The organism is Butyricimonas sp. (assembly GCF_019423355.1).
Taxonomy (GTDB): Bacteria; Bacteroidota; Bacteroidia; order Bacteroidales; family Marinifilaceae; genus Butyricimonas; species Butyricimonas faecihominis.
Map to the genome: position 1 here is coordinate 121089 of NZ_JAHZBP010000007.1, position 20090 is coordinate 141178.

Here is a 20090-nt window from a genome sequence, read left to right on the forward strand (position 1 = left end):
ATTACTTAATTCCCAATTTTTGTTGGTATGCTTTCAAGTCTTCCAGCACGTTACATTTCACGTGAACATAGTTCTTGATGCCAATTTCTTCTAGTTGGGGTCTGCATTCCGGGTTACCGGCAACAACGATGATTGCTTTGTCCTTCATTGCTGCATATACTTCCGGTGCGATAGTAGCGTACTCGTCATCCGAGCTACAGATTACCACGATATCAGCCTTGTTGTCCATGCATGCTTTAGCACCTTCTTCAACAGTCTTGAATCCGTTGTTATCCATTACTTGGAATCCTGCACAAGCGAAGAAGTTACAAGCGAATTGAGCTCTTGCTTTACGCATAGCCAAATTACCCATCGGGAACATGTAAACTACCGGGCGACGACCTTGTTCTTTTGCAAACAAGTCAGTTCTGATACGCATAGCTTCGAAAGCTTGAGTTCCACGGTAAGGTTTCAACGTTTCAACAACAGCGTCGGGAGCGGTTTTGTCTTCCGGCTCTAGGATGCAAGCACAAAGCTCTTTATCCATTTTCTCGTTGAAGTTCGGGAATTGGTTCGTACCCAAGAAGTTTTCTTTCCGGTTAGCGATGTCCTGATCTCTCTTCTGTGCTGTAGCTTTCACGGCAGCCTGTACGAATCCTGATTCAAGAGCTTTCACCATACCGCCTTGTTCTTGTACTTCCAAGAAGAGTTTCCAAGCAGCCTCGGCGATGAATTGGGTTAATTCTTCGATATAATATGAACCTCCGGCAGGGTCAACGATTTTGTCGAAGTGTGATTCTTCTTTCAATAACAATTGTTGGTTACGAGCTACGCGTTCTCCCAGTTCTGAAGGATGGCACTCGTAGATATAGTCGTACGGGTGAACCGTGAACGAGTCAACACCACCGATTGTTGCGGACATGGTTTCCGTTTGAGTACGGAGCATGTTCACGTTCGGATCGTATACCGTCTTGTTCCATTCTGATGTTTCAGCATGGATATTCATCTTGCAAACGCAGTCACAGCAAGGATTGTAAGCTTTCACGATGTGAGCCCACAAATAACGAGCTGCTCTTAATTTAGCAATTTCCATGAAATATTTGGAACCGGTAGCAAAGTGGAAACGCATACGAGGAGCGATGTCCTTCACGTCCATTCCTGCATCGGTTAATTTGTCAAGGTATTCTACTCCGGCAGCCAAGCTGAATCCTAATTCCTGAACGATGGATGCTCCCGAGTTATTAAAGACATATCCACCTACCTCAATGGTTTTGAAGTTTTTCAGTTCGGAAGTGCTTTCCGTGGTAGCCTTTACCACGCTGAACGGGTTCGGGTCACAGAATTTTCCTTCTAAAACGAGTTTGCTGATCGGATCGATATTGATACCTCCCTGTATTTTTTCAGGGTTGAAACCTTTCTCTGCAACGTACTCTTTGAACATATTCAAGATAGCAACTTTGTTGCAGCATACAACGAAGTTAATCTCGATACATTCCAAGCAAATATCTTTCAACAAGGCAGCCATATCGGCTTTCGTGAAGTTCTTGCAATTTGTAAGCACGAATCCGAGTGAGTTAACACCCTTGTTCAGAACATCCAACGCTTTCTTGTTCGCCTCAGCTACATCCTCTACCACGATGTCCTGACGAACGAGCCATTCGTTGTTGTTTTTCTTGTTACCTCTCACGAAAGGATATTCTCCCGGGAAGCATTCTAAGTTCTTGAGGTCTTTCATGTCCTCCAACCGGTACATCGGTTGTACGTTGAAACCCTCGTTTGTTCTCCAAACCAGCTTTTTATCGAAGTCAGCCCCTTTTAGGTCTGCAATGACTTTGTCCTTCCACTCTTGGGTGGTGTTGGGAGCAAATTCACTGAAAAGCTTTTCGTTTACATTCTCTGCCATAATAGATTTTTATGTATTTATTCTGTAACTGTTTGTTATTAAAAACGAAAGGCAAAATTAGCCGTTTTTGACAATAAAAAAAAGAAATTCTTCTTTATTTCGCCTCGTGAATCGGATTATAAGTCTTTTTAAGGATTTTGTGAATAGAATGTTCTATGGGTTATCGGGGGATGATGGAATGACAGGTATTTAAAGAAATATTGCAGGAATGTTGTTTTGCATAGAGAAATGGATAATGCACTGATATTCAATGAATCGTTTTGCATCCGGTCGTTATGGTTTCGATGAGTGTCTGTTCTAGGGAATAAAGGGATAAAACGGGTTTGGCAGGACTGATGTAAGGGAAGGTGAAAAGATGCAGTGGTGTATGTTGTATTTTAATGGCAAGGGAAAAATAGATGTTGAAAGTTTAACAAATGGGTGAAAACGTTACGCTTGCGTTTTGTAGGGGAAAAAAATATTTCGTAATTTGCGGTGTTAATTTAAAAAGCAAAAACAGATGAAGAAAATTAGAGCAGCCATCGTCGGGTATGGAAATATAGGTAGTTACGTGCTTGAGGCACTGCAAGCTGCCCCCGACTTTGAAGTAGCAGGAGTAGTACGCCGGGATGCGACGAACGTGTCGGCCGAATTGAAGGACTATGTTGTCGTGTCGGATATTGCTCAAATCAAGGATGTAGACGTGGCAATTTTGTGTACCCCAACCCGTAGTGTGGAGTCGTATGCCTCGAAAATATTAGCTATGGGGATTAACACGGTGGATAGTTTCGATATTCACACGGAGATTTCCGGTTTGCATAAACGTCTGGGAGAGGTTGCCAAAAAGCATGGGAAAGTATCTGTTATTTCCGCCGGATGGGATCCGGGAAGTGATTCTGTCGTCCGTGCCTTGTTAGAAGCTTGCGCCCCGAAAGGGATTACTTATACGAATTTTGGCCCCGGCATGAGCATGGGACACACGGTTGCCGTGAAAGCCGTGGAAGGCGTGAAAGCTGCGTTATCCATGACGATTCCAGTGGGAACGGGAATCCATCGCCGGATGGTGTACGTGGAGTTGAAAGAGGGGTACGATTTCAAACAAGTGGCCGAGGCGATCAAGACCGATCCTTATTTCGTGCATGACGAGACGCACGTGATGCAGGTGGAGTGTGTCGATAACCTGAAAGATATGGGCCACGGCGTGAATCTTGTCCGCAAGGGTGTTTCCGGCAAAACGCAGAACCAGTTGTTCGAATTTGACATGAAAATCAATAACCCGGCTTTAACCGGACAAATCCTCGTGGCAACAGCTCGTGCATCCATGAAACAACAGCCGGGATGCTACACGTTAATCGAGATTCCGGTGATTGATATGCTGTATGGAGATCGGGAGGAGTTGATTAAGCATCTGGTATAATTCATGTAACGTTCTTGTAGAGCATTTATAATGATTTTAAACTACGACTTTATGCTGTTTTTTCAGATGTAAAGTCGTAGTTTTTTTTGTTCTCTTATTGGGTGGGTTTAGATCGTGGGTGTGAGAATGGGATGTGACTTGTCTATTTTTTTATTTTATTTTTTATATCTTTATCGTGTCGGATTTGGGGGTAACGTGCTTGCTCGGAAATTTGTATTTTCAAGAGAAGCAGGTGAGAGAAACCTATCGGGCCACTTTTGTTCGGAATTGGCGTGTTAAAACGAGTCGAGTAAAGGAGCGTGATTTCCCGAAGGAGAAGGCCACGATTACACTGGATGATCGGAGAGAATCGGACAATACGATTATTGCGGATGCGGTGAAGTGGATGAAGGTGAATAAATGAGAGATAAAAAGCAAAAGGTCATCCGATAAGGTAATTCGTGAATGTTAGAATGATTTTATACCAAAAGGTATTATACCAAAAGGTATAAAATTATTTCCTATAATTTGGTAAATCCTTGAATACTCATTACATTTGTAGAAAACAATTATTATGTTGGAGTCACCTTTTCAATACGGGAAATTAGCCGCTGGTTCGACTTTTGTAAATAGGGTTAGGGAGAAACAAGAACTTAAAAGTAACTTGTATTCGGGCATTAACACGATGCTGATTTCCCCCCGGCGCTGGGGAAAATCATCTTTGGTGAAAGAAGCGATGAAAGAGCTGGTTGAAGAACGTCCTGACGTGCGAGTATGCTTTTTGGATGTCTTTACGGTACGAAGTGAGGAGGAGTTTTATCAACTTTTTGCAAAAGAGGTCATCAAAGCTACTAGTAATAGTTGGGAAACGTGGATTTCAAATGCTACGGAATTCTTAAAAACGCTCTCTCCGAAAATATCTATCGGTGTTGATCCGATGACTGATTTTTCTATCGGGCTAGAATATCACCGGGTGAAAGAAAATGAACGGGAGTTATTAGAACTTCCGGAAAAGATAGCTTGTTCCAAGGGAATTAAAATTATTGTTTGTATTGATGAGTTTCAAAGTTTGGCAGGATTGAAAAATTATGGGCATTTAGAAGGAGAAATGCGTAGCGTGTGGCAACACCATCAAAAGGTTAGTTATTGTTTGTATGGTAGCAAACGGCACATGATGATCGAAATTTTCAATTCGTCTTCCAAGCCTTTTTATCGATTTGGACAATTGATGTTTCTCCAGAAAATTGATGAAACTGAATGGATAAAATTTATCATGAATTCCTTTCGACGGACGGGGAAGGAGATTTCGACAGAGGATGCCGGATTGATTGTTGAGAAGGTGAAATCTCATTCTTGGTACGTGCAGCAGTTATCTCATTTCGTGTGGAGTGCAACTCGGAAGGCTGTGACAGTAGAAATTGTTGACAAGGCGTTTTCGCAAATCGTGAATACAAATTTACCTTTGTATGTTGCCGAATGTGAGGCTTTATCCATTACCCAGCTTAATCTTTTGATTGCTATAGCGAAAGGGGAGTCCGTTCTTACGGGAGCGACAACGATGTCCAAGTATAAATTAGGAACGCCGCAAAACGTGTCGAAAAATAAAATCGTTTTAGAACAAAAAGATATTTTGGATAAAACGGTGGAAGGTTTTTATTTTCTTGATCCTGTATTCGAATTCTGGTTTAAGAGTGAATACGTGGATGGATAACGAATATTTCCCATATAGAAAAACTTTGGCGATTCTATATAGAGGAGAGACAGACAACACGATTATAGTGAATATCGTGAAATAGGAAAAGTGCCTCAATAGGGAATTTAACTTAAATTGTGGCCCAAAAGCAAGAAACCATGATAAATGCTTTTACATTCATCATGGTCTCTTAGTGTAGGAAATGATTAAATACTTTTGATTATTCCTTAATTGCCTCCAACGTTTGTTTTCCCGTCAGTTCCTCCGGTAGTCCATTCTGTAATTGTGGATGAAAAGTTAACTCCAGTGGCGTTTACTGTAATTGTTAAGGTTGTTATTTTTCCGGGTAATAAAGCTAGATCCTTTATATCGTAATCTTTTGCTTCTGTTATATTGGCAAATTTAAGATTGATAGTTGTTGGGGCTACTGGTAAAATAATAAAATTTTTGGATACAGAGGTTTCTGTCGTGCTGTATGTGATAGAGCCAAAATCAAGATCTATATTTGTGGGGGTTGCGTTTGCGGTTAATTCGGTACTTCCGTCTGCTTTAATTGTCATATCTAATTTTGAAGGTACGTTTATTTTGGCACTTTCTAGTACTCCGTAAAAGGAAAAAGCAGATTCGTTTTGAGCTATTACCTTTAATTGAAGTTGGGCTAGTTTATGTGCGAATTGGAAATTTACGGTTGGTGGTGTCGTGGAATAAGTTGTCGCGATAGCGGGAGCGACAATGATGTCTTCTTCTCCGGTTATCGTAAAATTGACTGTTCCGGAGGTGAGAAGGCCTTGTGGCCAATAGGCAATAAAATTTGCTGCATCTGTTGTTGATTTATAATATTGAGGATTTATGATGTTTTCAAATGTCCCATCTGTTTTTAAGTCAGCTGTGGTTGTTACATCTGAAATCGTGTTAAATGCGGGATTCGCTCCGTCTGTACCTCTTAGAATTTGTATGCTTGTTATGTTTGATACAGGATGACCGCTTCCGTCAGTAGTGATGGCAGCCCGGGATAACATATCGATACCAGCTCCGAATTTAATCTCTACTGGAGCATTAGGATCAACGTCATCTTCGGATGTTTTAGTACAACTTGCCATAGCTGCTATGGCAAGAATTGATAGAATAAATTTTTTCATATCGTGAGCATTTAAGTTTTTGCAAATGTGAGGGACTTGTCACGAAAGAGATGAGTAAAAAGTAAAATTCTGTTATAATTTTACCTTTTCGGTCGTGACTTGTACGAATTCCAAAGTTTTTACGTATTCGAAATTGTTAAAGGGGGGCCACGTAACGTTGTTTCCATTGTTTGGGGGTGATGCCCTCGTTGAGCTTGAAGGAGGAGATGAACGAAGAAAGGGAGTTGAAACCGGAAAGGCTGGCAACTTCCTGGATTTGCATATCCGGGTGTTGAATTAATAAAATGGTGGCTTTCTGTATTCGGTATTTGTTGACGAACTGGTAGAAGCTGAAGCCGAACTCGTTGTTGATAACGTTCGAGACGTACGTGCGGTTTGTTCCCAGCAAGGCGGCCACGTCGGCTATGGTCAGGTTCCCGTTGGTGTATATTTCTTTTTCATCGAAAAGACGGATCAGTTCGTCTTTCATCTTTTCTCTTTTGATCCCGAGATTTTTCAAGTATTTTTCGGGTAGAGGGGGGAAAACGGGGGATAATTCTGTTTCACTTGTTGGAGTGGTGACAGGTGTCTCCGGGCAGGAATTAGGGGAAATGATTTCCTCTTCATGAATCTCCGCGTGTTGCTCCGTGTAACAGATATAAGGTTCGTTGAGAGCGTGGATAAACAAGTAAAAAGTGAATAATATGGAACTGATGTGGAATAGATAATCGCTCCAGATGGCTTGAAAACAAGATGCGAAAAGAGCTATAAATGCGAAAAATGCAGCCAGAGGGATGGCTTGGTTTAGCCAGCGTAAATCGATGTTTTCCATGGAAGAATAATTCTCTTCCAGTCGTTGCATATGTTCTCGTTTCAAATGCAGAATGCGAAACGTGTATAGTGTGATCATGATGGCTTGAAGGATCAGGCTGGCGCAACGGAAAATAATTAAAGGTAAGTTGGCATTAAAGAACACGCCGTCCCCCGCAATTTTTTCTTGCAGAGGCGACAAAAAGAAACTGGTAATCAGTACCAAAATTCCCGGCATCAAGTGTGGCCAAATTCTTCGGGATGTCAGTTTTTCCGGTTTCGTGAGCTTGCGGAAATAGAAAAAATACAGGGGAACCAGAAACAAGTTAATGACAATATCAAAGATGGGTAAGCCCAGTTCACCCGTGATATATTTATGAATATCTTGTATCATGTTCGGGATGAAGATCAACCCCGAGAATGTGAAAATAATTCCCAGTAGCCTCCGCGGATGCATTCCGGCTTGTTCGCTGGGGACGGCCCCTTTGACCGTTAACAGTGTGAGGCCGCAAAATAGGGGAATGATAAAAGAAAGGACGTACGAAAAATACATCCAAAATATTGGAGAAGATATACTGTCATTCATCATATTCCTAGAATTTGAAATGCCGTCCTTTTATTTTACGGGACAAATATAGTGAAATTATAACTATATGGATACGATCTTGATATTTTGAATAAAAGTTTGGAAGAATAAAAATAGATACCTTAAAAATTGACATCCTGCCGTAAACTTTGTACTTTCGTCCCCACTATAGATGACTTATAATGAATGATGAAAAGCTAAAGGAAGAAGTTCGCAAGGCTTGCGAAATTCTTAAAAATGGGGGGATAATTCTTTATCCCACGGACACGATATGGGGCATCGGGTGTGATGCCACGAACGAGGCTGCCGTGAAACGGGTGTACGAGCTGAAACACCGGGAGGATAGTAAGGCCATGTTGGTATTACTGGACGATGTGGGTAAGCTTGCATCCTACGTGGAGGTTCCGGACGTGGCTTACGAGTTGCTTGAAGTGAACGATAAACCCATGACAATCATTTACCCGAACGCAAAGAACTTGGCGAAGAATCTGATTGCCCCAGATCGAACCATCGGCATCCGGATCACCTCGGAGGATTTCACGAAATCCTTGCTTTACCGTTTCCGTAAACCCATTGTCTCGACGTCAGCCAACATCAGTGGGGAACCTTCTCCCCGGTGTTTTGCCGAAATCAGTGATGCTGTGAAAACTGCTGTCGATTACGTGGTCGATTTCCGTCAGGAAGAAACAACGAATCCCGCTCCCTCCAGTATCATCAAACTGGGTGTTGGTGGCGAGATTCAAATCATCAGAAAGTAATAACCCGAAGATTGAAATCGAGAGTGTCCCCACATTTTCAATTTTCAATTTTCAATTTTCAATTGTATTATGGCTCTTATTTTAAATATAGATACTTCAACAGATGTATGTTCCGTGGCGATTGCCCGGGATGGAAACGTGATTGCTTTAAAAGAGAATGACGAGGGATTTAATCATTCTACTTTACTGGGTGTGTACGTGGATGATTTATTAAAAGAGAATAACTTGACGGCGAATGATTTGGATGCCGTGGCCGTGAGTATGGGCCCCGGTTCCTACACGGGCTTGCGTATCGGGGTATCTTTAGCCAAGGGGATATGCTTTGGTGCCGGGAAACCTTTGATTGCTGTTAGTACATTGGCAGCATTGGCAAATGCCGTGGCCCAAAGAGAGGACGAAGAGGCTTTTTATTGCCCGATGATTGATGCCCGTCGCATGGAAGTCTATACGGCAATATATGATCGGGAAGGAAATGTCGTGCGAGATATTCACGCTGAAGTGATTGAAGAAAATTCTTTTGCCGATTTATTATCTACCCGGAAAGTTTTGTTCTTTGGAAATGGGAGTGATAAGGTGAAGGAAGTCTTGAAACATCCGAATGCCGTGTTTATTAACGGGGTCTCGACTTCTGCGGCAAACATGATTGGGCTTGCAGAACGATACTTTGAAGCCGGTAAATTTGAAGATGTAGCCTATTTTGAACCGTTTTATCTGAAAGATTTCGTGGCTACCGTACCTAAACGGAAAGTTTTATAAATTAAAAGCTTTATCTTTGCTCTACTAAAAAAGAGAGATGGGCGATCCGCATGTAATAAAAAAAAGAGGTAAGCAAGAAGAAGAGGATTTTAAAATTCTTTTTCGGGGTTATTTTGCCTCCATGTGTGTCTTTGCTAATCGTTACTTGGAGGATGGAGAGATGGCCCGAGACGTGGTTCACGATGTGTTTTGTAGATTATGGGAAAATCCATCGGAACTGGTGGGTGTTGCCAACGTGAAAAACTATCTTTATACTAGCGTGAAGAATCGTTGTCTTGACGTGTTGCGTCGGGAGAATATCCATCATCGTTACGTGGAGTGGGAACAGGAAAATGAAAAAGAACGTGAAGAGTTTTTCGAGATAGAAACTTTGCGTGAAGATGTTTACCGGTTACTGGATCAGGCCATACAATTATTGCCGGAACGTACCCGGGAAATTTTGTTGTTGAAGTTACAAGGTCTAAAGAATCAGGAGATAGCAGATCAATTGCATATTTCCGTGAATTCGGTAAACACGTTAAAGGCAAATGCTTACAAGGTATTAAGAGACCAATTGCATGATCAATATTTCCTTTCATTGTTATTTTTTTTGAAAAAAGTCTGTTTTTGATTCACTAGTTTTTTTCATGAGTTCGTCTATGGGATGTATTAAGGATAATAGACGGATGTATGAATCTGAAATCAAATCATAAGGTATGGCTCGTGTTTGCCCAGTTGCTTGGAATGGAAACCGAGCAGGAACGGCGTCAATTGGACGAGATTGTCGTGCCTGATTCTAAAGAAAAATTATTACTTGACGAAATGTCTTCGGGGGAGGATTATTTGCGGCGGCGGCAAATGATAGAAGATATAGATGTGGATAGAGAGTTGGAACGGGTGATGAGGCCCCGTAGGCGGCGATTATCAGTTCTGTTGGGGAGAGTAGCAGCCGTGTTATTGCCTCTTCTTTTAGGGGGAACGGCCATTTATGTTATGTATTCAAGAAATAATGCATCCTTGAAAAATGTAATTAGTTTGCACGATGTGGAGCCGGGGACCTTGGAGGCTGTGCTTGTCACGAGTGACGGGACATTGCGGGAATTACAGACAGCCGGGAACCATATTAACGAAAAGGATGGAAGTAAGATAATGGTCGATTCGGCTCGCTTGAATTATCAGGACAACAGACCGGAATCCGTGCAGGAATTGATTTATAATAAATTGCTCGTGGGGCGTGGGCATGAATATATGCTGATCTTGAATGACGGGACACGGGTGTGGATGAACTCGAAATCAGAATTAAGTTATCCGGTAGCTTTTGGGGAGAACGTACGTCGGGTACGTTTATCGGGAGAGGCTTATTTTGAGGTAACCAAGGATTCGGTTCGTCCCTTTATCGTGGAAGTTGACCGGGGATTTGAAGTGAAGGTGCTGGGAACGCATTTCAATATAAAGGCATATGACACGGATGATTCCTATGAAACGACTTTGGTTGAGGGGAAAGTGCAGGTTTCTCAAGGGCATAAAACAAAGATCACGCTGGAACCTTCGGAACAGATGGTGATCGGGAAAGACGGGCGTCACGAGGTACGGGTGGTAAACACAAGTTACTACACGGCTTGGCACGAGGGATGGTTTTATTTTAACGACGAGTCCTTGGAACAGGTGTTAATCATGATTGGTCGTTGGTATGATGTCGATTTCGTTTTTGCGAAGGAGAACCTGAAAGAGATCGCCGTGACGGGGAAATTGAAACGTTTCGAGAATCTGAGTGTGATATTGAAGATGTTGGAAAGAACAACCGGAACGGAATTAATACTGGAGAATAGAATAGTAAAGGTGGATAAAAAGAAATAACCGGGGATGATTGGACCCATTCCCGGTTATTATTAATAATCAATAAATAATTATTATTTAGTCAAAAACAAAGTTATGAAAAAAAATGGAGAAACGCGCTATCTTCCGCGGGGAGGATGTGTGGAAAAATGGTTATTGTTTATGCGAAATTTTCTGATTATTTTTTTGATGAGTTCTATGTCTCTGTATGCTAATCAAGTGACTATGGCTCAAAAGATTTCGATTAAGGTGAATAACGTTAATCTGAAAGTGGTAATCGAGGCTATCGAGCAACAGACAAAGTTCGGTTTCCTTTATAATGAGAACGAGGTGAGACAAGTAAAGAACTTGTCTTTGAGCGTGAAGGATATGGATGTGATAAAGGTGTTGGACTTGGTGTTGAAAGGTAGTTCGTTGGTGTATTCCATTGAACAGGAAACAATTCTGATCTCGACGAGGGAACGTGTAGTGGGTGATACGGTAAAACCGATGGAAGAATGGGTAATTCGAGGACGGGTGACAGACAAGAAGAATGGGCCTTTACCCGGTGTATCCGTGTACATAAAAGGAACCACGAAAGGGGTGGCCACTGATTCGAAGGGTGAATATAAATTGGTTTTAGCTCCCCAGAAGAATTTGGTGTTGATGTATTCATTCGTGGGAATGAAAATGAAAGAGGTTCCGGTAAGTAAACCGGGAGTGGTAAATGTCGTTTTGGAAGATGACGTGTCGGATTTGGACGAGGTAAGAGTTATCGCTTACGGGAAGACCACGAAGCGAGAGATGATGGGGGCCGTGACTTCCATCAAGGGAGAGGACATTCTTAGTGTCCCGACAGCTAATCTTTCCAGTTTGTTGCAGGGGCGTGTTGCCGGGTTAGATGTCTCTAACATGAGCGGGGCGCCCGGTAGTGGGGGAACGGCAACTATTCTGCGTGGATATAATACTTTGAGTGCGGAGCAACGTGATTTTAGTTCTCCCCTGTGGGTGATTGATGGTGTGCCCATCACGAATATGACTTCTTCTTTAACGGGGACAAATGCTTTGGCCGAGATTGATCCGGAATCGATTGAATCTATTGAAGTGTTGAAGGATGCGGCGGCTACTTCCATGTACGGATCACGTGCAGCTAATGGAGTCATCTTGGTTACCACGAAACGGGGTAAAAACGGGGAACGTTCCATACGGGCTAACGTGTCTTATTCATGGTCTTATATCCCTGAATACCCGACAGTTTTTGCCGGTAAAGAATCTCGGAGATATAAATTGAAAGCCTTGCAGAATTATCGTCAGGCTTATATGAATGATGATTATGAGGCGGTGTATCCTAAAAGTTATCAGGATGTTTTCGGGAAGTATGGAGGAGCTTATGATTATTTCTGGGGAAATGGTAGTGAATATAATGCAAAATATATAGATCAATTGCAGGATAGTTTGAATTCGTTTTATAATAACTCGACAAATTGGTTCAAGCGTTTCTTCCAAACGGGAAAAGTCATAACGGCCAACGTGCAGTCATTGTATGGAACGGATCGTTTTAATAGTAGCGTGGGAGCTGGTTTTTATGATGAAACGGGAATTTTGAGAAATAGTGGGTTCACCCGGTTTAACTTCATGACGAATTTGGGATTTAAACCCATTGAACGTTTTAATATAGAAGTTCATTTGTCTTTGGCATACGCCCGTCGTAAACGAAATCAAGGAGAGAGTAGTAACTTGATCATGGGAGACGGTCAAAATTTAGTAAATATTCCGAAGGTGCCTTTTGAAACGTCTCCATTTTTGCCCGCAAATTCCGTGGTTGAGGAATACGTGCTGAAAAATCAAAAAGGAGTGAAGGAGAAGAATGAAGATTTATTTGGTCGTTTGAGTGTTGCTTTAACTTATAATATTGCCGATTGGCTTCGAATCTCGTCAACGAATTCTATTGGATATACATTAAGTAAACAGAATACGTTTACTCCTATGGAATTGACCACGGATGGTAAGACGGCCACTCAAGGATCATTTTTGGAAAATCGAACTTTATTAACAGAAAATCTATTGGTATTTAACAAACAATTTAAGGATCATAAGGTAGAAGCTTTGGCAGGTATTTCCACGCAGATGGATGAGGAACATGTCGTTGGAGGAATCGCTAAAGGGGGGCCTAATAATCAGGTACATTATGCTAAAAACAAATGGCCGTCGATTGACAATAGTGGCTCAACGCCTCAAGCTTTGCAAGCATATAGCTCTAATTATGAAAAAGACGTGATGGTGAGCTTTCTGGGAAGATTGACTTATAGTTACAAGCAGAAATATATTTTTGGAGCCTCTGTTCGGCGGGATGGTAGTTCAAAGTTCGGTAAAGGAAAACCTTGGGGGACTTTCCCGGCAGTTAGTGCGGCTTGGGTGTTCTCTGACGAATCATTTATGGATTGGTGTGATTGGCTGGATTTTGGAAAGATTCGTGGTAGCTGGGGAGAGACCGGAACTCAATTTACAACTCGTTATTTAGCTTACGGCTCTTTGACAACAGGTTGGACGTTTATGGGGAGTTCCACGATCGTACCGGAATCGGCCAATGGTTTGTTGAATCCCGACTTGTCTTGGGAAACAACTGGACAGTATAATATTGGAGTGGATCTGGATTTCTTGAATTACCGGCTGAATGTGGTATTCGATTATTACAATCGTTATACCGATGATATGATGTACGCGGTCCCGCTGCCGGGAAACTATTCTCCCATGACAACGCAATACCAGAATGCGGGGGCTATTTCCAATAATGGGGTGGAATTATCGTTGAGATATGACATCTTTAGAAGAGATAATTTCCGTTGGAGGTTGAATTTCAATATTGCCCGGAACTGGAATAAATTCAAAAAAAGCCATAATGGCCGGGATTTAGGGACCTATATCATTGGTGAGCCATTAAATATTATTCGGAGATTGAAGACGCAAGGCGTTATCGAGTCCGAGGATCAGATTCCGTATAAATATAATGCTTACGGTGAAAAACAATATTTACATCCGGATATGTATGAAGGGGAACGCCAGTTCTACACGGTAGGAGATATGTATTATTATGATGCGAATGGAGATGGTTTGATTAATCCCGCTTCTGATGCTATCTATGTGGGGAGTCCTCTCCCGGAGGCCCAAGGGGGTATTATGACAGAATTGCAATGGAAAGGTTTTGATTTATCCATGAATTTTACTTATTCTTTGGGGCGTACGATCATCAATGCCGGGAAGGCAGAAGCTATTGCGGTGAATAGTTCCACGTTAGACGGTCCTATTTTAGAGGATATTCGTAAATATACATTCTGGGAAAAAACCGGGGATAAAGCGGACTTTCCCAGATTATCTTATGATGTTGGAAAAAATAACACGGGAATTTACAGTGATCAGTTCGTGGAGGATGTGAATTATCTTCGGATGAAGAGTTTTGTTCTGGGTTATACTCTACCGAAGAAAGTTACGGATCGTATGCGTTTACAAAAAGTTCGAGCCTATATCAGCGGGGAGAATTTATTTACTTGGACTAATTATTCCGGAATGGACCCCGAGGCCGTTGACTTGATGACTGGATTTGATAATGTTCGAAAATATCCGTTGAATCGGAAGTTTACTTTAGGTTTGTCAATTAACTTTTAATAGAAGCTATGATGAAGAGGTTTACAATTATACTATTTCTGTCGGTGATCATGATGTTACATTCCTCGTGTAACGGGTTAATGGATATAGAGCCGGAGAATTCAATGACTTACTATAATTTTTTCAAGACGGAACAGGATTTTGAGGGGATTATGCGGGGTGCTTATGAAACTTATCGCAGTGCTTACGAGTATTCCACGCCTCGTGCTATTTCCGGGGAAATTATGGACGAGTGTGATCAATATCTGACAAAGGCATTAAGAATACTGGATGCAACAACAATTAATAGTGACGTGACTGCCTGTTCTTGGTATAGTTACTATCAAGCAATTACACAGGCAATGATGGTGATCGAGAACATTGATAAAGCTGATTTACCCAAGGAGAGACATGATTACTGGTTGGGACAAGCGCTATTTTATAAAGCTTTATGCTATTTCGAGATCGTTCGGGATTGGGGAGATTGTCCATACGTTGCGACTTCTTACAAGGTCGAACCTTTAGCTCGTAAGCCGTGGAATGAGATTTTGGATATTGCTATTTCTGATATGAAACAGGCTACTACTTTGCTCGATGTTTGGAATAACTTGACAGATGCCAGCGGGAATAAGGTAACAACGAAACAAATCCCCGGGAAAGAAGCGGCTTACGCCATGTTAGCACACATGTACGCGTGGGAAGGGAGTCTGTTAAATAATAACGACACCTTGCAAAAGGCGATAGATGTGGCAACTTGGGTTATCGAGAAAGGTGGATTCACGTTGGCGGCCGATCCGGAAGAGGTATGCACGAAGTTGCTATTAGGTAAGCATCCCGAATCTATTTTTGAACTGGAAGTGGTGTACACGGACTTGTTGTGGATGGATGTTTACATTGACGAGGAATTGTATTACCAGAGTTACCCGATAGAGCCTAATTCGGAGCCGGGAGATATTGCTTGGAAAGATATGAAAATTAAAGCGGAGAGTGTGTTGAAAATGTACAAAGAGGGAGATAAACGAAGAGATGCTTATTTCTACAAACCGGCTGAAATGATTGATGTTGAAGAAACTGAGGGATGGGCTCTTATGCAGCGTAGAAGGGATATAGTTGAAGATAAAACATGGTCATCTCCTTCCATGTGGTTCCAGAATTTTGCAGGAAACGTTATACGTACCCGTTTGGCCGATATTCTTTTGCTGCGGGCGGAATGTTACGCCAAGTTAGGAAAAGATGATCTGGCAAAATCTGACTTGGATCGGGTAAGAGACCGGGCCGGGGCAGCAAGATATACCGCGGCAGAAGGACCTATTTATAGAGCCGTTTTTGAAGAAAGGGAGAAAGAATTACTTCTTGAGCGTCATCGTTGGTATGATATGGTACGTACGGGATACTGGAAAACGGATATGACCGAGGAATATGCAAAACTAACGGATCAAGATGTTGAGGACGGGGCGTTGTACCTACCTGTTCATTATAGTGCATTCAATTCCAATAAATTAATGCGTCAAACTAGATATTGGTTAAAGAGACAATAAAATGTGAAAGCTATGAATAAGATATTTATAATACTGCTGATGGTTTTTATCGGGTCAGCTTGTACGAAAGAAAATTTTATAGACACGGGAAAGGCTTCCGGAATTTTTGACGGGAATATACTGGAATACATGAAGAATGATCCGTACAACTGGGATTCAACCGTGGTCGTTATTGAATGGGCGGGATTGACTTCCTTGTTTGAAGGGAAAGATGCGCAATATCCTGAAATAACCTTCTTTGGCCCGACCAGACTTTCCATCCTGCGCTATATGTTGAATAATGGAATCGAGCGGATAAAAGATGTTGAGCCGGAAGTGTGGAAAGAGATGATGCTTAGATACGTGATTCCGGGGAAACATATGAAAGATAGTTTTGCTGTTGGCGACATTGATGATGGGGGTGACGAGTTTACAGCAATAGCGGGGAATCGCATCCGGGTTTATCGAAAATTGAACCCTTATAAGGATACTCCGGATGTAGGTGCTGCTACCTTGCATATACAATCCATTGATACGGGGTATTCCATCGTGATGATTGCATCCGCGGACATTGAGCCTGATAACGGGGCCGTGCATTCATTAGTGTATGGCTTTACATTTGGAAAATTTTAAAACAAAAGCATTATGAAACAGATCATATACATTCTATTCATGTTTTTCGCTTTCATAGCCTGTGATGACACAAAAGTCGGTTACCTGGAAGTGGATGAGGTCAGTTATGATCCTAACACGATGATCGTTCAAAAGAACCCGGATGAGGAAGAAGAGGCGGACCGGATTGAACGGAAATACCCTTGGGTGTCTTCGCCAATACAAGGGATATTGGGAACTTACCCGATTCATTATAAAATTGCAGGAGTACATACCAGTGATGGCGATGTTGAGTCTTTTTATAATGAAGTACAACTGAGAGGAGATAGTTGTTTTGAAGTACCTTTTGAGAATTCAATAAAGGAAGGGACTTACTATATTGACGTGAATATTTATAATCAAGGGTATTCCCTCGTGAGGGATTCGCTCTTTATTATCGTGGTGGAATAAGGTAACATGAGGGTGTGTCAAAAGTCATTTTTCAAACTCCCTCCCCCCCTTCGGGGTACTCCCTCTATAAACAGAGGGAGAATTGAAATACTCCCTGTCTTTGGGATGAGTCACCAGTTCCTCCTCTGTTTATAGAGGAGGTGGCACGAAGTGACTGAGGAGTTTTTTTGAGGGTAAAATACCTTTTGACACACCCTCTTATTTCTAAGAGAATATATGAGAAAAATAGTTTTATTATTGTTGTTGGGATTTGTCCAACTTTACTCTAATGCTCAATATAAAATGGACACCTCGGTTCCCTTGAACCCGGACGTGAAACATGGAAAATTGAATAATGGGCTGACCTATTTTATTTGTAAAAATAACGAACCAGTAGGTCAAGCTGACTTTTATATCATCCAGAACGTGGGTGCACTCATGGAAAATGATGCCCAAAATGGGTTGGCTCATTTCTTGGAACACATGGCTTTCAACGGGACGGAGAACTTTCCCGGTAACTCGATTTCTGAAATCCTGAAAAAGTACGGTGTGAGCATGAATACACACGTGAATGCGCAGACCGGACATAACGAAACCGTGTATTACTTGGCAGGAATTCCCACCAAAGAAGAGGGATTAATTGATTCTTGCTTGTTAGTACTTCACGACTGGTCACGTTATATTACTTTTGATGAAAAGACGATCGACAAGGAACGGAAAGTTATTATCGAAGAAGAGAGGACAAGAATGGATGTGGGTGAACGATTAAGAGCCAAGACGATGCCTGTGATGCTGAAGGGGTCAAAATACGTGAAACACAACATCATCGGGAACATGGATGTGATTCGGAATTTTAAACCGCAGACACTAATTGATTATTACAACGAGTGGTATCGTCCGGATTTGCAGGCTGTTGTCGTGGTGGGAGATTTTGACGTGGAAAAGATGGAGAAGAACGTGATTGACTTATTTTCCCGGATCCCTGCCGTGAAGAATCCTACGCCGCGTCCTTTTTATCCTGTACCTTTGAAAGGGGGTGTTTCTTATTCGTTAGTTCTTGATAAAGATGTCCCTTACTCTTTTGTTTCTTTGAATATTCTTTCGGAGACGACAAAACCGGAGTTAAAAAATCACGGGTATATGAAAGAGGCTTTGGTGGAAGCTTTGTATAGTTTGATGTTTCAAAACCGGTTGGCTAAACTGACACAACAGAAGAATACGCCTTGTCTGGCTGCCGATAGCCGGATGAATGCTTTAGTACGGGGCTACCGGGTTTACGCTATCTCCACGACAGCTGCTCTAAACCAAGAAGACAAGGCGTTAGAGTTAGTGTATAAAGAAAATGAACGCTTAAAAAGATTCGGTTTCACGGAAACGGAATTAACGGATGCAAAAAAGTTGTTACTAACCAGTTTTGATAATCTTTACAAAGATAAAGGTAAACTTTCAAACGGGCAGATTGCTGCAGAACTTCAATCTTATTTCTTGGAAAATGAACCGGCCCCGGGCTTGGAGTACTATTATCGTTTTGTCCAAACCATTATTCCCCAGATCACTGTGGAGGAAGTTTCTGCCAAGGCGAAAGAGTGGATCACCCGTGATAACATGGTCATTTCGATTGCTGGGCCTAAAAATGCGATTCATCTTACCAAGGGAGAGGTGCTGAATGTGTTGAAACGAGTCGAAAAAATGGATATAGAACCTTACGAGAAGGAGAAAACAACTGCCAGAAAATTAATGATCGGAAAACTGGCAGGGGGAAAGATCGTGGAAGAGAAAGAATTACTAACATTACATGCAAAGGAGTGGATGTTGGATAATGGAGCCCGTGTCTTGTTCCGGAAAGCAAATTACGAGAAAAATCAAGTGGAGGTAATGGCCTATAGTAAAGGGGGTGCCTCTTTGTATGGTAAAGATATGCTCCCGTCTGCCATGATGTTAGGTTCTTTCATGCCGGCTTATGGAATTGGAAACCTTAGCATGAAAGAGTTGCAACAATATCTTGAAGGTAAAAATGTGAGATTCCGGGTAAGCGTGGACCCTTTGTCGGAGTCTGTTCTGGGATCAGCCACTCCTCAAACCTTGGAGACATTGATGCAATTGATTTATCTCGGTTTTGAAAAGCCACGGTTCGATAAAGTAACACACGAACTGATGATGCAACAAGCGAGAGCCTCGTTTCAAACATCACGGGTGAATGATTCCTTGCAGATGATCATGAATAATTATAATCCGAGAATCGTGTTGTATAATCAGGATTTTCTGGATCAGGTTTCGTTGGAGAAAATAGAACGGATTTACAGGGATCGTATACAAGATGCCAGTGATTTTACTTTTTTCATCGTGGGAGACGTGGAGGCGGAACAAGTTCGACCGTTAGTTGAAAAATATATTGGTTCGATTAAATCGACTTACCGGAAGGAAAATTGGAAGGATAACGGGGTTCGTTGTCCGCAGGGTGTTACCCGGAAAGTAATCGAATTGGATGGGGAGAAAGCAAAAGCGACGGAAATTGCCATTTATTCCAAGGAGATGCCCTATACCGTGAAGGATAATATTTATTTGGGGATTTTGAAATCTATTCTTAATTCCCGTTGCCTGCAAAGAATCCGGGAAGAGGTAGGGGGAACCTATAATATTGATGTGCAAGGCTCGGCGGAGCGGGAACCGTATAACGTGTACGATCTTAGTATTAGTTTTGATTGTGACCCGGCTCGTTTGGATGAATTGAGGTCCATCCTTTTCAACGTGATAGAGAAAATGGTGAAAGAGGGGCCCCGGCAGGATGAACTCGTGCAGCTTGTGATTGCTATCCGGAACGCTTACAACGAGACGATGCAACATAATCCTTTTTGGATGAATGCCCTGATGATGCAAGCGCTCTATGATTTGGATATTACTGATCCTAAGAATCAGAACGATATACTTGATTATGTTACTCCCGGGGATATTCAGGAATTTGCACGACGTTTATTCGAAAATGCCAATTTGATGGATATATCTTTCGTAACGAGAGCGAAGTGAGATCGGCTGTTAGTTGAGTGTGTGTTGGGACGGGACTTTTTAGCCCCGTCCTTTTTGTTTAAAACGGATACTGTGTTACCTTTGTCTTTCTAAA

Annotated in this window: 15 protein-coding genes; 12 read left to right on the forward strand and 3 right to left on the reverse strand. The window is 42.0% G+C overall.

The annotated features are described in order from the left end of the window. Position 1: 1 nt before the first annotated feature. A complete protein-coding gene (gene mutA / locus QVC79_RS11190) occupies positions 2-1882 on the reverse strand; it encodes a methylmalonyl-CoA mutase small subunit (protein ID WP_270594585.1) in 1881 nt (626 codons plus the stop codon). A 499-nt stretch (positions 1883-2381) separates the two neighbouring features. Between mutA and QVC79_RS11195 the strand changes: the two genes are divergently transcribed. The 3 genes from QVC79_RS11195 (at position 2382) to QVC79_RS11205 (ending at position 4968) form a co-directional block, all read left to right on the forward strand. Then, a complete protein-coding gene (locus QVC79_RS11195; protein ID WP_270594584.1) occupies positions 2382-3278 on the forward strand; it encodes a diaminopimelate dehydrogenase in 897 nt (298 codons plus the stop codon). 232 nt (positions 3279-3510) lie between these two features. Then, a complete protein-coding gene (locus tag QVC79_RS11200) occupies positions 3511-3681 on the forward strand; it encodes a hypothetical protein (RefSeq protein WP_167513912.1) in 171 nt (56 codons plus the stop codon). Between the two features lie 150 nt (positions 3682-3831). Beyond that, complete coding sequence (locus QVC79_RS11205) at positions 3832-4968, forward strand: AAA family ATPase (RefSeq protein WP_270594581.1); 1137 nt, start codon at positions 3832-3834, stop codon at positions 4966-4968. Between the two features lie 209 nt (positions 4969-5177). On the opposite strand, the gene QVC79_RS11210 is transcribed toward QVC79_RS11205, so the two are convergent. Further along, positions 5178-6089, reverse strand: a complete 912-nt coding sequence (locus QVC79_RS11210) for a fimbrillin family protein (protein ID WP_270594580.1) — start codon at positions 6087-6089, stop codon at positions 5178-5180. A 136-nt stretch (positions 6090-6225) separates the two neighbouring features. Further along, on the reverse strand, positions 6226-7467 hold the full coding sequence (locus QVC79_RS11215) for an AraC family transcriptional regulator (RefSeq protein ID WP_287642482.1): 1242 nt from the start codon (positions 7465-7467) through the stop codon (positions 6226-6228). 179 nt (positions 7468-7646) lie between these two features. Between QVC79_RS11215 and QVC79_RS11220 the strand changes: the two genes are divergently transcribed. The 9 genes from QVC79_RS11220 to QVC79_RS11260 all read left to right on the forward strand — a co-directional run bounded on the left by QVC79_RS11220 (position 7647) and on the right by QVC79_RS11260 (position 19996). Further along, on the forward strand, positions 7647-8222 hold the full coding sequence (locus QVC79_RS11220; protein ID WP_124316767.1) for an L-threonylcarbamoyladenylate synthase: 576 nt from the start codon (positions 7647-7649) through the stop codon (positions 8220-8222). A gap of 69 nt (positions 8223-8291) precedes the next feature. After that, positions 8292-8978, forward strand: coding sequence for a tRNA (adenosine(37)-N6)-threonylcarbamoyltransferase complex dimerization subunit type 1 TsaB (gene tsaB, locus QVC79_RS11225; protein WP_270594578.1), 687 nt, complete (start codon positions 8292-8294; stop codon positions 8976-8978). A gap of 37 nt (positions 8979-9015) precedes the next feature. Then, on the forward strand, positions 9016-9588 hold the full coding sequence (locus QVC79_RS11230; protein ID WP_270594576.1) for an RNA polymerase sigma-70 factor: 573 nt from the start codon (positions 9016-9018) through the stop codon (positions 9586-9588). Between the two features lie 59 nt (positions 9589-9647). Continuing rightward, the gene (locus QVC79_RS11235) at positions 9648-10814 is read left to right on the forward strand and encodes a FecR family protein (RefSeq protein WP_270594575.1); all 1167 of its coding nucleotides are present in this window, start codon (positions 9648-9650) and stop codon (positions 10812-10814) included. 75 nt (positions 10815-10889) lie between these two features. Continuing rightward, positions 10890-14435, forward strand: coding sequence for a TonB-dependent receptor (locus tag QVC79_RS11240; protein ID WP_270594574.1), 3546 nt, complete (start codon positions 10890-10892; stop codon positions 14433-14435). A gap of 11 nt (positions 14436-14446) precedes the next feature. Further along, positions 14447-15952 (forward strand): RagB/SusD family nutrient uptake outer membrane protein, encoded by a 1506-nt coding sequence (locus tag QVC79_RS11245; RefSeq protein WP_270594573.1) that lies wholly within the window; start codon positions 14447-14449, stop codon positions 15950-15952. A gap of 12 nt (positions 15953-15964) precedes the next feature. Further along, positions 15965-16564, forward strand: coding sequence for a fasciclin domain-containing protein (locus tag QVC79_RS11250; RefSeq protein WP_124316773.1), 600 nt, complete (start codon positions 15965-15967; stop codon positions 16562-16564). Between the two features lie 12 nt (positions 16565-16576). Then, positions 16577-16993 carry a hypothetical protein gene (locus QVC79_RS11255; protein WP_124316774.1) on the forward strand — a complete coding sequence of 139 codons (417 nt, stop codon included), beginning with the start codon at positions 16577-16579 and terminating at the stop codon, positions 16991-16993. A gap of 216 nt (positions 16994-17209) precedes the next feature. After that, entirely contained in the window at positions 17210-19996 is a 2787-nt protein-coding gene (locus tag QVC79_RS11260; protein WP_124317588.1) for a M16 family metallopeptidase, read from the forward strand. Positions 19997-20090: the final 94 nt, after the last annotated feature.